A 15081-nucleotide genomic window follows, 5' to 3' on the forward strand; every position below is an offset into this window, starting at 1 on the left:
CAGCTAAGTATCACCTTCCAGGCGCCGCAGAAAAGCAGCTAACGCTCCTGCCTGTCCAGCATGTCGTAATAATCCGCGAATCGCTGAAGCTCATCCGGTGTCAGGATCGACAAGTATTCACCCAGCAGGACAAGCGAGCGGCGCTGCCCTTCGGCGCAGGTCATCCTGCCTTTTTCGGTAAGCGATACGACTACGGCCCTGCGGTCTTTCTCGTCCTGCTCCCTGTTGATCAGACCGATTGCATCCATGCGGTCCAGCATTACCGTAACCGCGCTCGATTTGACCTCCATCCGTTCGGCGAGCGTTACCACCCTCGCTTTTCCCTCGCGGGAGATCATATTCAGGAGTGCAAACTGGGGAAAGGTCAGTCCCAGCTCCTTCTGAAGGGACATTCCCGATATGATTTTTCGCTGTACCCTCCACATCGATAATCCGATTCGTTCCACTAGCGGGTCGGTCTCTTGCGACATTTTGCATTTCAGCTCCATTCATTATCCTCATTCTAGCGTACCATTTTGCACCGCTTCCATTCAATGCGATAAAGCTGAAAAGCATCCAGGAACCGTCCTCTTTTTCACATTAAAGCGTTCTTATGAAAAAGTATCGGATTTCGCTAAATTTTCAAATGAATGCAGCCGTTATTTAATATTAAGAGGGCAGCGTAATCGGACACAGCCAATGAATCCTCTAATCTGATATAATCACGCAATACAATCTATAACAATCAGTATAGTTAAATGGGGGAAACGTATGAAATTGGCAACAAAATTAACTTGGATGATGCTGCTCGTTCTTCTGCTTGTGGGATCGTCCATCGGATTCTTCGGCTACCGCGCCGCCTATAATCAGTTGGATGAGGCTGCGGGTATCGAGCTTGTAGGCTGTGCCAATATTACAACGGGACTTGTTGACCCCGCGCAGATCGCCGCTCTTGTGGCCGGGGACACCAGCAAGCTTGGCGCAATCGAGGACCGGATCAGTTGGATCGTCGGACATAAGCCGATCTTTAAGGAAGCCTTTATTTTGTCGCTGGACGGAAAAATTCTCGCCGCCGACAAGAATTTGAAGGCCAGAGGCTATAAGGCTGGAGATTCGTTTTATTTAAACGACGAAGACAAGAAAATGATTACCACCATGAAACATTCTACATACTCCAAGGTTTATACATACCAAGGAACCTCACTGAAAACCGGCTACGGCCCCATCTATCAAGACCATGACCCTACGAAACCGATTGTCGCCCTGATGGCCATCAACTTTGACGGCCCGCTGGTTCAGGAAAGAACGCTTGAAATCATGAAACAGCCTCTTATCATTGGCGCGTCCATCCTGGTCGCCGCGATCCTGATCGCTTACTTTTTCATCCGCCGGATGGTCAGTCCGCTGACCAAACTGTCCCGCGCCGTTAATCACGTCGCCCACGGCGATCTTACGCAGGAAGCGTTGCTCCTGACCAGCAAAGATGAAATCGGCAAGCTGGCCGCCGACTTTAATGGAATGAAAGACAATCTGAGCAGGCTGATTACCGAAGTGAACGATACCTCCCTGCAGGTCGCTTCTTCCTCACAGGAGCTGTCGGCCAGCGCCCAGGAGACGAACCGCTCGGGAGAGCATACGGTTAACGTCACGATTGAACTGGCGGAAGGCGCGCAGGTGCAGCTTCGCCATTTGGAGAGCAGTTATCAGGCGGTACAGGAAATGTCCGGGTTCATTGCCGAAATTGCGATTAACGCCGATCAGGCAATGAAGGACGCTGTCTGCGGGGCCGATAAAGCCCGTTCGGGAAGAGAATCCATGGATTCGACGACAGAGCAGATGAAGGTCATGAGGGGGAGCATTGACGACCTGTCAGGCATCATTCATACGCTGTCCGGTCACTCGAAGGAAATCGAAAGCATCGTCGGCACGATCGCAAGCATCGCTGCGGAGACGAATCTGCTGGCGCTGAATGCGGCTATCGAAGCGGCGCGCGCCGGGGAAGAAGGACGCGGCTTCGCCGTTGTCGCCAATTCCGTCCGCAAGCTGGCGGAGCGATCGGGGGATTCCGCGCGGCAAATCGGCGAGCTGCTCGGCCTCATTGTTGCCCAAATGGATCTGGCCGGAGAGACGATGAACCGTTCGAACGTGGAGATGCAGCACGGTACGGAGATGGTGACGAGTGCCGGCGAATCCTTTACGGAGATTGAAAAAGCCGTTTCCGCCATGGCATCTCAAAGCCGGGAAATCTCCGAAACGGTGCAGCAGCTGACCGAGATCGCCGGTGGATTGGTTGATGCGATCCAGAATACCGTCAGCGTGTCCAATCAGACGGCCGAAGGTGCGGAAAGCTTGTCCGCAACTTCGCAGCAGCAGCTTGCGGCCATGCAGGAAGTTGAAGCTTCCTCGGCATTCCTCTCTTCCCTGTCGGATAAGCTGCAGAAGCTCGTGGAACAGTTCAAGGTAGCGTAAAGCATAAAGCCTAAAGCCGTAAACAAAGCAGCATCAGCCTCCCAGGCGATGCTGCTTTGCTGCGTTTTACTGCTTATTTCACGACAACGATGAAGGTGACAATAGGGGCCCTATCAGCCTTTGGAATAGTCCCCGGCGGATTATAGAGCGTGACGACGTAGCTGCCTTTTCCTTGGTCCGGCTTGATCCGGTATGAGAAACGGCCATCCTTGCCTACAGGAAAGCTGACGGCTTTGCTTTCCCGGCCGTTAACCGGCCTAAGGGTCAGCCTAAGGGAAGAGAAGCCAGTGCCTCGGGCCTCCAGGGTGCCGCTTAAATCGACGTAGGAGGACGTCTCGGCGTAACCCGCCGGCCAGTCAGCTCCATCGCTTGAGCTCAGCTTCAGATCAAGGCTCAAGGAGTCATAGGACGGATAACCGCTGTAGCGGAAAGGTATATCGGCCGCGGTCAGCTTCGAGTCCACCGGGATCGAGTTGATGATGCGGCCGTTTCTGGAGTCGCCGTATATGAATTGATTCTCCCCGGGCAGAAGTGGGATGCTGACCTGATACAGACTATATTTTCGCCCGTTATAGCCTTGCGGTGGCTTGCTCTGTTGATAGCTGTACGTTCCAAAGGAGCTTATCCGGCTGCTCTCATAGTAAAAGATCCCGGTTCCGAGAACCGACACGGAAAGAGTAGCGCTGGAAGCCTTAAGAGGCCGGTTGTTCGTGAACCAGGTGCTGTACTCGATGGTACCCGTCTTCGCAGAAGAATCATAGCTGAACGGAAGCCACAGGTATTCCTTTAAAAAGCGGAGCGGCACCAGAATAACGCCGTTTTGCTTGCGAACCTTAATTGTGGCGATTTTTTGGCGTCCTTTATACACCTGGCCGGTTTTCACATTGAGCTTAAGCTGATTAAAGTATCCGTTCTCTGAGAAATATACGGCATTCTCCGACGGAACGGTCTGCATATGTCCTTGAATAAAGGCGATCGCATCCTTTAAGGGAAAATACAAATTTCCGTTTGCAAAGACGGGAGCGCTGCTGAGGGCGATACGTTTATTTTCCCGGGGCACAAAAGCGGATGTGCGGCCCGTTTGCCAGTTCATTTCCACGCTGAGGGGCAGCATCACCACATCGGCCTGATCCAGCAGATTAATGACCGGACGGAAGCTGTAAAGCACCGAAATGAAATCGGCCAGAGAAGTATGGCTTACGAACGTGTACCCTGTCTTGCCGTCAAAAGACCAGTACGCGGTGTAAACGGCGTCCTTCCCGGTGCCCGATACGTTAATGATCCCTTTGGCGTCAGTGGACAAAGGCGTAGCGAACTTTACGGCCTGGGAAAAAGCCTGAACAAGCTGCCGCTTCCGGCTGTCCGTTGCCGCCCCGTCAGAATCGGTATATACCGTCCATCCGTTCTTGCTGAGCAGCAGAGCATCTCCGTGCGGAAATGAAGGTTTAGCTGCTCCGGCCGAAGCTTCCAGCAGCACGTCTCCCGGCTTTCTCGCAGGAGAATTCGCGTCTGGGAGGCTACTGGCGGCGTCAGGAGCCTTGTCTGCTCTATAAAGCTGGATGGCATAGCCTTCCTCCGTCAGCTTGCTTGAAATGCCATAGTACTGCTTGCCGGAGTCCGGCAGGCGGGTCGGGAGATAGGCGGTGACCGAACTGGACCTGAACAGTTCGTTCGCCAGCGGCGCCCAGATGCTGCGGTACCCGAAGCCAGGGTCCAGCACAATCTGCTCGCCGGTGGAGCCGGGCGTTTCTTCTGCGGCCGCGCTTCTTCCGAGGGAAGGGATCAGGCCGGATACAAGAATGACAAGCAGGAAGGCGGCGGTCCATTTGAAACCGGATTTGCTCCTATGCACGCTGTTCATTGCTAAGTGCCTCCTTAGGCGGAGATTATTCATTTCATAACGAGCGAAAGTCAATAAATTAGACGCGGGTATTTTCCAAAAGTTGCATATTAACATGCGGAGTCAAGACGTCCGGATTCGTTCCGCCTCATAGACGCGCCCGAGACCAGCAGAATTCCGGCAAATACGAGCGCGGTTCTGGAAAGTCTGAACCGCCACTTTGCCGGGCAAGTCCGCATATGCGGCCGCGCGGCCGGTCTGCATCTGACCGCGGAGTTTTCCTTTCCGCTACCGGAGAACTTGCCGGAGCTTTTCGAGCAGGAAGGCGTCTTTGCGGCAGTCCTTGGCGATAACCGCCTGATTCTGGGGTATGGACACTTGGATGAAGGGATAATCAAGGAAGGGGTTCAGCGGATAAAGAGGGCAATGGAACGAGGATAGCCGGGCGCTCCCCCGTACAGAGCCATATGCCTCCAAATACACGTAGGGCGGCCCGAAGCTCTCCTTCAGGCCGCCCTCATTATGTATGAGTGATGCTGTTTGTTCTTACTTGACTGAATGCTCTATACCGCTGCCGCATTTTCCGTAAACCATTGGCCCAGCTCGTGAACCGGCATCGGACGGCCGTAATAGTACCCCTGCATGACCCGGCAGCCCAGCGATTGCAGCAGCTCGATCTGTTCCGGCGTCTCTACGCCCTCGGCAACGACCTCCATATTGAGGTTGCTGGCGATGGCGATAATGTTGCTGATAATCGCCTTCTTGGAGTGCATCTTGCTCTTGCGGATGAACACCTGGTCGATCTTGAGCGTGTTGACCGGAATTTCATCCAGATTGCCGAGCGAGGAGAAGCCCGTCCCGAAGTCATCCAGAGATACCCTGACGCCTAGATTGCGCAGCTTGGACAGCTGAGCCACCGTCTCCTCCATGTTGTTCATCGCGATCGACTCCGTAATTTCAAGCTCCAGATATTGCGGCGCCAGACCCGAACGCGCAAGGGCCTCTTCGACGACTTCATACAGATTCTCCGACTCAAACATCCTCGCCGACATATTGATTGATACGGCGACCGAGGCGATTTCTTCTGTATGCCAGAGCATATTCTGGCTGCATACCTCATGCAGCATCCAGTACGTAATCGGGACAATGAGCCCCGTCTCCTCCGCGATCGGTATGAACTCGGCCGGAGAGATAATCCCGTGCTCGGGATGCCTCCAGCGGAGCAGCGCTTCAAGGCCAACGGTTACGTTCATAAGGGAATCCCATTTCGGCTGGTACACGACCATGAATTCGGATTGTGCCAGCGCCTTGCGCAGATCCTTCTCGAGCGACATCCGCCTAAGCTGATGCCGGTTCATCTCCTGGTCGAACATGCTGAATTTGTTCTTGCCGGAATCCTTGGACGTATAGAGCGCCGTATCCGCCGCTTTCATCAAAGAAGAGCGGTCCGTTCCGTGCTCCGGCGCCATGCTGATGCCGACGCTGGCGGTAACGTACAGGTCATTGCCCTCGATCCGGTACGATTTCTTGACCTCCTGAAGAATCCGGCTCGCTTCCTCCGCCGCCTCCTCCGGGGTGAAATCCGGCTCGGCGATCAGGAATTCATCCCCTCCCAAACGGAATACATTCCCCTTGGGACTGACGCTCTGAAGCAGCCTGGAGGCCACTTCCTGCAGCAGCATATCCCCGATATCATGTCCCAGCGTATCGTTAATCGATTTGAACCGGTCCAGATCGACAAAGAACACGGCCCCCGGACGGCCGGTCAGGAACCAATTGCGGAAATATCGTTCCAATCCATGGCGGTTCGGCAGGCCCGTCAGCGGATCATGGTAGGCCATCCGCTCCAGCATATGCCTGTCCAGAAAAACGGCGCCGCCCGATATTCCGAACATAAACAGGGTGACGAGCGACACCCCCATCAGCAGAATGACATCCGTCTGAAGCAGGGATGGATTGGAGCCGAGCCAGCTGTCGTAAGCAAAATGACTGGACTGCATACTCGTATAGTGCATTCCGCTTACCGCCATGCCGAGCAGCAGCGCGGAATACAGCTTCCAGCGGTTGAAGCCGGGCGAATCCTTGAATCGGCCGATCAGCATAATGCTCATAAACGAGGCGATGAACGCGATCATGACGGAAATACTCTGGCTTGGCAGATAGTAATGAATCTCCGCCTCCATCTTCATCGACGACATTCCTACATAATGCATAATGGAGATCCCCGCGCCAAGCAGCAGACCGCTAGCCGCACAGCGCAGGAAGGTCATCCGCTGTGCCAGGGCACCCGACAGTCCCAGATAACAGAACACGATGCCAACCAGCATCGACATAATCACTTTTCCCGCGCTGTAACGCACGTCAAACGGCAGCCGGACGGCCAAAATCCCGACAAAATGCATCGCCCAGATGCCGCTTCCGAGAACGCAGGCTCCCGCGAGAAGCCATAATCGGCGCGTACGTGCCGTTGAGGACGGAACTTGACAGATCAAATTTAAAGCGGAGTAGGATGCCGTCACCGAAAGCACGTAGGAGAGCAGCATGATCCATACATTATAGTGGATTCCCATATGATCCATAAGTCAACCTCTTCATCGGTTAGTAATAATGATCCTATTCTCTTTGGGCAGAAATGCTGGCACGATTATTGGCGGATAGCAATCTATGATAAAAGCTGCAGGCGAGTATATAAAAAGAGAGATGTTCGCACAGAAGCGACTGTAGCTGTATTCTACCTTGTATCCGCCCCTGCTGTCTAAGTAAATACTGGAACTAGTACCCTTTTTTCGGTCCCCTCAATAAATGTCCACATTTGATCATCGCGATGTTCAAACACAAATAGACCAGGCGATTATGCCTGGTCCATTTGCTTCTCTTATACATCAAGCGTTTTAGTTAAAAATCTTAACTTTATGACTCTCGTTTACCGGGATTTTTACATACAGTACTTTCTCTGCGCTGTCAAAGAAGTAGCCGTTTGCTGCTTTACCCAGTTCGTCCAAGCTGGCTGCTTCCGCATATTTGTCATTGGCTGCCTCCACTTTCTTCGGCGCCGTGGCATTATGAAGCTTCAGAGTGTAGGACTGAATGTCGGAAGCGTAGTTTTGAGTTTGTTTGTTCTGGCTGAACTCAATGTGGTTGCCCTTTTGATCTACGTTAAAGTCGGTAATGTTAAATTCGCCTCTGGTGTAATCCTCGGTTTTCGCATCATCTTCATAGAAGCTGTAGGAAGCCGAGTCCTTCACGTACGTATCCAGAATCAGATTCGTCAATTTCTTCTCCCCGGAATGCTGCTGAACTTCGCGGCGCGGGATAATCGAATCCTGCTTCACGTAGATCGGAAGCGTTCCAAGATCGGCGTCTTTGTGGATCGTTTGGCCGCCTTTATACTCTTGGCCTGTCCAGTAATCCACCCAATCCGCACCTGCTGGCAGGTATAGATCACGGGACGTTGTTCCTTGGTATACGATTGGAGCCATCATCAGAGATTGGCCAAACATGAATTGGTCTTGGATATCATGAGTTTTTTGGTCCTGCTGGAACTGATACACGAGCGGTTGGAAAATAAGGTTACCTTTTTCATGCGCATCTTTGAACGCGTTGTAAAGGTAAGGCATCAATTCATAGCGCATGGAAAGGTACTTGCGGCTGATATCCTCAACTTCTTTGCCGAACTGCCATGGTTCTTGTCTGCCCCATGCCAAGCTATGAGCCGCGTCTGTTTCCATCGGGCTCTTGCCGTCATTGTTGTAGTGGTCGCGGGAGAACGGATAGAATGCCCCGACCTGAACCCAACGAGCAAACAATTCAGGTGTAGCTACGACGCCTTCGTATGGTTTTTTCGCAAAGCCGCCAATATCGTTTCCGACCATCGCCATACCTGTCAAACCGACATTCGCGTCTTGGAAAATCGAAATTCTAAGCATTTCCCATCTGCTCCAGTTATCGCCTGTCCAGGTTGCGGTAGCGTAACGCTGCGTACCTGTAAACGAAGCACGCGTCAAGATAAACGGACGAACGTTCGGTTTATTCGTTTTGAAAGCCTCATCTGTAGCTTGAGCCTCAGTATGAGCATAAACGTTATGCGCCTCTTCATGCGTTACTTTTTCACCATTGTCCGTTTCAAAAATTCGATCCAGCGGCAGCGACCAAAAGTCTACCGTACTAAAGTTAGCCGGTTCGTTCATGTCATTCCAAATGCCGTCTGCGCCTTTATCAAAGACCGGTTTATGCCATTTCGCCCACCAGTCGCGGGTTTCTTGCTTCATGAAGTTAGGGAACACGGATTTGGATGGGACGCCCCAAGGCCAAACTTTACCCAAATAGTTGGTGCCATCCGGATTTTTAACCCAAAGATCTTTTTGAGTCCCCTCGGTATAAGGAATATATTCCGGTTGTCCAGGGTCAGGTACGCGAATGGCTGGATCGATGATGGAAGTATAATGGAAACCCGCATCTTTCAATTTTTTGTTCATTCCGTCCGGGTCCGGGAATTTATCGCCAAAATAGAAGTTTTTATAGTCATCCATCCATTCGATGTCCAGCATCACGCCGTCAATCGGAATGTTTTTTTGACGATAGGTTTGAGCTACTTGCTCAATATCCTTTTGATGATAGCCCCAAGCGGATTGATGGAAGCCCATCGCCCATTCCGGCGGCATTTGCATTTTTCCGGTCAAATCCGTGTAGCGGTTTACGATCTCTTTCATTTCCGGTCCGTTGATGAAGTAGTAAGTCAATTTTCCGCCATCGGCCCAGAAATAGTAGTAGTCGTCGCTTTCAGCAGCCATGTCGTAGTAAGAACGGTAGGTATTATCGAATAAAATGCCGTATGCTTTGTCGCCTTTCAACCCGATAAAGAAAGGAACGGAGGAGAAAGTGTATTTCGAAATGGGTTCCGGCAGATTCTCACGGTTCCATACTCCGATTTTTTGACCGCGATGGTTCAAGCCGGTTGTTTTCTGTCCGAATCCGTAAAAATCTTCGGTTTTGTCGGTCTTCTTGAACACGTATGGCTTACCGTTCTCATACCCTACGCCTTGCTCCCCGTCCTCGTTGATAACGTTTCCGTCTTTATCCAAATATTTGATCCCGAACGGGCTTTTGTTGATGTCTACGGTTAAGCTGTCGGACTTGAGTACAATTTTCTTGTTATCTTCGGTTACTGTGAATTCAGGAGCTTTCCAATCTGTTTTCGCGATACCGACGGAAGTGAATTCTTTCTCGCCTTTCTTAACGATCGATACTTTGGAAATATCGGAAGACAGCAAGCGGATATAGGATTCCATTTCGCCTAAATTCAGTTTGACGCCGTTGTCCAATTTTTCGATCCCTTGCACGGTCAACGGTTTTTGCAGATTGTTCTTATCCAAAGGTCTTTCATCATGCACTTGCTGCACGTTGCCATTCGCATCGACCATCTTGCCTTCCCATACTTGTGCCCCGGGCGGAGCCACAAGCACTGCAGCCTCGGAAACTAAAGGCGTTAGGGCATTGCCTGATACTAGAACTGTAGTAGCCAGCATTAATCGTGACCATTTCTTCATACGCTTTTTGCGCGGCATTAAATCTCACTCCTTATTCTGGATAGATTAAAAAGTTCCTCTTCATCAAGTCAAACTCCCGGGTTTTCGGCGCCTACTACCAAGGTAGCAACAGAATTCGATACCAACAATGGGACTTACGCCTGTAAAATATATGAAACCGTTTGCACAGAAGAGCAGACAGTCACCCTCAAGCGAATTATTCAAAGGGGGAAAACCGGGGCGGGGCTTAACTTTAGGCCTGTTTAACTCTTCTTTTACGAATTGGATAAACATCCTTTTATTCCCTTCATAATTGGATTAAGGTGGTAAATGGTAGTCGAGGAGAACTAAAGGACCATGGTTTGTACCGGCAAAGAATATAAATCGTCAACCTCTTATTCATCTCAAAAATATTGATAAATTACACCATGCCGCTGCCGTTTTCTTTTTATTAACAAATATATGCATTAAATGCAATTATCGGCTTGTTTCTCTATAAACATTGACAGGGTGTAAAATATTACGCTCTTCGCTAAATATAATACACCATGCTGTGATTTGGCCCGATCGCTTCCATTCGGAACATGATTCATACGACTCTGTGAAGTCTACTATCTATTCAGTAAGATTAAACCGGGTAAGCCTTGATCCGAAAAGAGTCTCGCCTCACGAGGGGGAATACGATGTATAAAGTTCTTATTGTCGATGATGAGGCCGTCATCCGAAGCGGCATCAGTGCCATTATTGACTGGGAAAAGGAAGGAATGCTCGTAGAAGACCATTACGCCAACGGGACAGAGGCTTTGACTGCCATGAGCGAACGCTCCTTCGATATTCTGATTACGGATGTCAAAATGCCTTTGATGGACGGCATTCAGTTCACGAAGCGGGCGCTCGAGCTGTATCCCTGGCTCAAAGTGATTCTGATCAGCCACTACAGCGATTTCGAATATGTAAAGGAAGGGCTTAAAACGGGGGCCGTCGATTATCTGCTCAAGTTAACCTTAAACAGTGAGGAGCTTCTGGCCGTCCTCCGCAAATGCACCTCCCTTCTGGAGGAAGAAAGAAGAAGGGCGCTCGAGCTGTATTATTTTCGGCAAAGCGTGTCCTATCGGAAACGAAAAGGTCTCGAACAGGAGATCAAAAGACGGATCGTGCAGAAAAGGTCCTCCTCCCCCTCTGCCGATTGGGCGCCGGAATGGATGGACAGACAGTATGCCTGCATCTATCTCATGCTGGACAAAGCCGAGGAATGGATCGAAAACCATGGATATTTATATGTCCATTTTCTATTGGAAGAAATACAGGAAGCGTTCTATGAGCAAATTGCGGAAGGCGCAGCCATGCAGGCGGCCGACAGCAGCCTGTTACTGGTCGTTCCGGGGGATGAAGGGAATTACATACAGACCATTCTCAAGTGGAAAAGCATACTGGAAGCCGAAAGAGGAATTTCGATCTCCGGAGGCACCGCCGTCAAGCAGGGCGCACACCAGCTTCTCCACGGATTTGCCGACAGCCGTTCCGCCTGTCAAAGGCGGTTTTTTGACGGGCTTGGCGGCTTGTACCAGGTGAAGGCTCCAGATGCCGGGCTTAACGCCGGTAAAGATACAGGCATTGCTAACGATTACGATTGGTCCCTCTTCTTCGAAATGATCCGCGGCGGCGATCCGGTCTCCTCTGCGGTCGAGTTAGCCTTGAAGCGCTGGAAGAACGGGGCTTTGAAACCGGAACAAGTGCGCCAGGAGGCTTGCGAGCTACTTGCGGGCGTTCATCAACTGCATCCGGATTCCAGATGGCTCCTCCCCCACCGGCAGGGCATCCTTCTGCGGACAGAGACATTGGAGCAGCTCGCATCCTGTTTAACGGATCAGCTGGAGGAAATCCGCCAGTCTCTCATGCCGGCCGTGGCCGATAACGGCTACGGAGGGCAGTTAATCACGAAGGCGCTGGAATACATCGCGGCCCATTACACTGAGAATCTGACGCTTCAGAGCGTGGCGGATATCGTTCACCTCAGCAAAAGCTATTTCAGTCTGTATTTCAAAAAACAGACTGGCCGTAATTTCATCGATTACTTAATCGAGCTTCGAATCCGGGAAGCAAAACGGCTGCTGACTCAAAACGATATCCGGATCTACGATGTAGCTGTAGCCGCCGGATTTAAAGACGTGAAATATTTCGGCAAGGCATTCAAAAAAGTAACCGGACTGACTCCGCTCGAATATAGGGAACGGCACCAGACAACCGGGTCGTATGTCCATAAAATGTCCTCTTTCAATCCACGCTGTCCAGCGTAACCCTTCTTCGCCCGGCGGCGGAAGCCAGGCAGGCTTCCAGCAGCTTCATATTGCGGACGGCATCTTCGGGTTCAAACAGTGGAGGAGTCTGGCCGAATACCGCAGAAGCGAAGTCCTCCACCTGGCAGGTGAAGGGATTCGCGCCGGGGGCATTCACCCGCCGTTCGCCGCCTCCTGCATATATATAGAAGTCGGCGTCGTCCGTCCGGGCGTTAAACGGCATCGGAATTTCGATGCGGCCTTCTGTTCCGATAATCTCCAGAAGCTGGCGCTCATAGGCCCACATCCCGCATTCGAAGATCAGGCTCAGGCCGCCGGGAAACTCCACAAGGCCTGAGGCCAACATGTCGACGTTGTCATGCTCCGGCGAGAACAGCGCATGCACGGTTGCCGCTTCCGGTTCCGTGCCAATCAGCATACGCGCCGCGCTAAGGGGATAGCAGCCGATGTCGTACAGCGAGCCTCCGCCCCACGCTGACCTGAACCGGACGTTGGCGTTATCCAAGGCATTATTATAGGTAAACGAACCCCGTATGGCTCTCAGGCTGCCGATTTCGCCCGATTGCAGGATCGCCTTCAACACCGGATACCTCGGATGATGCCGGTACATGAACGCCTCGGCCAGATGAACCCCGGCCTTGCGGCAGGCCGCCGTCATCTCGGCGGCTTCCCGGGCGCTTAAGCCGATCGGCTTCTCGCACAGCACATGCTTCCCGGCTTCCGCCGCCCGGATCACCCACTCCCGGTGCAAGTGATTGGGCAGCGGAATGTAGACCGCGTCCACCTCCGGGTCCATAAGAAGCTCTTCATAGCTTCCGTAGGCCTTTCTGATCCCGAGCTCCCGGGCGATACGCGAGCTTCTGGATAGGTCACGGCTGGCCACCGCCTCGAGAACGCCCGATTTCGATTCGGCTATGGCCGGCATCATCGTGCCTGTCGCGATTTGCGCGCAGCCCAGCACTCCAAAACGAAGCTGACGTTGCATCTCTTCGCCCCCCTTTCTTATCCGTACTCATTTAGCGGCGGAAGAGGTCAGGACAAGCTCAGCCCTATAGGAGCAGGGCCACAGCCAGAACACCGATACGCGCCGCAGTCAGCAGAATGAAGTTTTTCACGGAGAGAACAAAAGTCGTCGCCTTTTCCTGTCTTTCGTCAAACCTGGCCAGATTGCGATGCAGCGGGATCAGCGTCGGCAGCAGAAGCAGCACGAGCAGCGGATGGACGCCAAGAATCAGCAAAAGAACCAGATCGGCATAGGACACATAATAGAGCAGTTTGAACAGAGCGAGCGCATTGGCTTTGCCGATGTAGACCGGCAGCGTGTAGCGGCGGTTATCGATGTCCTCATCCATGTCGCAGATATTATTCGCGAGCATGATATTCGCAATGCCGAGAATGGCCGGCACCGAGAACCAGAACAGATAGACCGTTTCCGTCAGATTCAGCTGAAAATGAACCCATCCTTGCGCCAGAGCCAGCACCGCCACCGTATCGTCCGTATGAATATACGCGGAAATAAAGATGATGACAAAGCCCATAAACAGCCCCGAGAACAGCTCCCCGAGCGGCATCCGCGAGATGGGAACCGGCCCGAACGAGTAGAGAATGCCGATCAGAAAGGACAGTCCGCCCAGCAAAAAGACAAGCAGCCCCGTCTGCGCCACAAGCAGCAGCCCAGAGCCGCCTGCCAGCAGCAGCAGAAAGATAATGACCCCGACCACGACGCTTTCCTTCAATTTGTAAGCAACGATGGCATTATGCGTTTCATAGCCGTAGCCGTGCGTTCTTGCCGCTTTTTTATAGTCGTAATAGTTGTTGATCGCCGTTGTCGCCATATCAAAGCTCAGCAGTGACACCAGCATCAGCGCAAAGTGCCCTACGTAAAAATGCTCAAACCGGTAAAGGGCATAGAGCGTTCCTAGAGCCAATGGAATCATGCTCGCCACTTTGGTCTGAATTTCAACCAGTTTCAAAAAACTTCGTACGTTCACCGACCTCTTGCCCCCAGTTTATAATAATTCTCATTTATTCATTATACATCAAGCAACTAACTGAATGTCACAAGTTCCTCCAAATTTCGACTCGATAACCTTATGTTCGCTATAGGCAATCCCCAAGCGATGTGGTATCATAGGCTGACTTGTACCGGAATCGATTCCACTAAGTCCACATTTTAACCGTATTGGAGGCTTTATTGTTTATGTCAGCGCAACCCGGCCCTTCCCGCTCCGGCAAAATCGTGAGCACCGATTCCCCTCATTCTTCTTCATCCCAGTCCGTCAAAATCGTTACCGCCGATCCAAGCGCGATCGGTCTGTTCGGACTGGCAATCGTCACCCTGGTGGCCTCTTCGCAAAAGCTTGAGATCACGGATGGCCTGAGCTATGTCATTCCATGGGCGGTCTTCCTCGGCGCATTCGCCCAGCTGTTTGCCTGCATCCAGGATGCCAAGCACAACAACACCTTTGGTATGACCGCTTTCGGAGCCTACGCCTTTTTCTGGTTCAGCATGGCTGGAAGCTGGCTGATCAAGCTTGGCGTATTCGGGGCCGCGCTCGCCGATGCCATCGATCCGAAGCAGCTCGGCTTCGCGTTCCTCGGCTATCTGATTTTCACGCTGTTCATGACCATCGGCGCGACCGAAACGAATAAAGTGCTGCTGATTATTTTTGCGCTGATCGATCTGCTGTTTCTGGGTCTGACCCTCAGTTCTTTCGATATCGCGGCTGAAGCCTCCCACCGGCTGGCGGCCTTCGCGGAGCTTGGCATTGCCATCGTTTCGTTCTACGGCTGCGGCGCTTCCGTTCTGAACACTCATTTCGGACGCACCTTCCTCCCGGTTGGCGCACCGCTGCGCATTTTCAAAAAATAAGAGCAAACCAAGGCAACTTTAGTCAAACGGATCTTCGTGTTTATCCCACCCCGGGCAGACGCGCGCATCCGTTTCTTTTTTGTTCTCTGAAGGGGTGAA

9 protein-coding genes are annotated in these 15081 nt (G+C 52.0%); 3 read left to right on the forward strand and 6 right to left on the reverse strand.

Annotated features, from left to right (window positions below):
• Positions 1 to 38: 38 nt before the first annotated feature.
• Positions 39 to 488, reverse strand: coding sequence for a MarR family winged helix-turn-helix transcriptional regulator (locus PSAB_RS22975; RefSeq protein WP_051529813.1), 450 nt, complete (start codon positions 486 to 488; stop codon positions 39 to 41).
• A gap of 262 nt (positions 489 to 750) precedes the next feature.
• Between PSAB_RS22975 and PSAB_RS22980 the strand changes: the two genes are divergently transcribed.
• Positions 751 to 2448: a methyl-accepting chemotaxis protein gene (locus PSAB_RS22980; protein WP_025336904.1), complete on the forward strand. Its 1698-nt coding sequence runs from the start codon at positions 751 to 753 to the stop codon at positions 2446 to 2448.
• A 73-nt stretch (positions 2449 to 2521) separates the two neighbouring features.
• Here the strand turns inward: PSAB_RS22980 and PSAB_RS22985 are convergent, their stop codons facing one another.
• The 3 genes from PSAB_RS22985 to PSAB_RS22995 form a co-directional block, all read right to left on the reverse strand.
• Positions 2522 to 4309 carry a stalk domain-containing protein gene (locus PSAB_RS22985; protein WP_025336905.1) on the reverse strand — a complete coding sequence of 596 codons (1788 nt, stop codon included), beginning with the start codon at positions 4307 to 4309 and terminating at the stop codon, positions 2522 to 2524.
• Positions 4310 to 4851: 542 nt separating this feature from the next.
• A complete protein-coding gene (locus PSAB_RS22990; RefSeq protein ID WP_025336906.1) occupies positions 4852 to 6867 on the reverse strand; it encodes a putative bifunctional diguanylate cyclase/phosphodiesterase in 2016 nt (671 codons plus the stop codon).
• 312 nt (positions 6868 to 7179) lie between these two features.
• On the reverse strand, positions 7180 to 9852 hold the full coding sequence (locus PSAB_RS22995) for a glycoside hydrolase family 31 protein (RefSeq protein ID WP_051529814.1): 2673 nt from the start codon (positions 9850 to 9852) through the stop codon (positions 7180 to 7182).
• A gap of 644 nt (positions 9853 to 10496) precedes the next feature.
• Here PSAB_RS22995 and PSAB_RS23000 point away from each other — a divergent pair.
• Entirely contained in the window at positions 10497 to 12110 is a 1614-nt protein-coding gene (locus tag PSAB_RS23000; RefSeq protein WP_025336908.1) for a response regulator transcription factor, read from the forward strand.
• Here PSAB_RS23000 and PSAB_RS23005 read toward each other — a convergent pair.
• Entirely contained in the window at positions 12088 to 13095 is a 1008-nt protein-coding gene (locus PSAB_RS23005; RefSeq protein ID WP_025336909.1) for a Gfo/Idh/MocA family protein, read from the reverse strand. The two genes, PSAB_RS23000 and PSAB_RS23005, sit on opposite strands and share 23 nt — an antisense overlap.
• A 64-nt stretch (positions 13096 to 13159) precedes the next feature.
• On the reverse strand, positions 13160 to 14101 hold the full coding sequence (locus PSAB_RS23010; protein ID WP_025336910.1) for a 1,4-dihydroxy-2-naphthoate polyprenyltransferase: 942 nt from the start codon (positions 14099 to 14101) through the stop codon (positions 13160 to 13162).
• A 209-nt stretch (positions 14102 to 14310) separates the two neighbouring features.
• On the opposite strand from PSAB_RS23010, the gene PSAB_RS23015 reads away from it, so the two are divergent.
• Positions 14311 to 14982 (forward strand): acetate uptake transporter, encoded by a 672-nt coding sequence (locus tag PSAB_RS23015; protein WP_025336911.1) that lies wholly within the window; start codon positions 14311 to 14313, stop codon positions 14980 to 14982.
• Positions 14983 to 15081: the final 99 nt, after the last annotated feature.

It is taken from the genome of Paenibacillus sabinae T27 (genome assembly GCF_000612505.1).
GTDB lineage: Bacteria > Bacillota > Bacilli > Paenibacillales > Paenibacillaceae > Paenibacillus_AQ > Paenibacillus_AQ sabinae.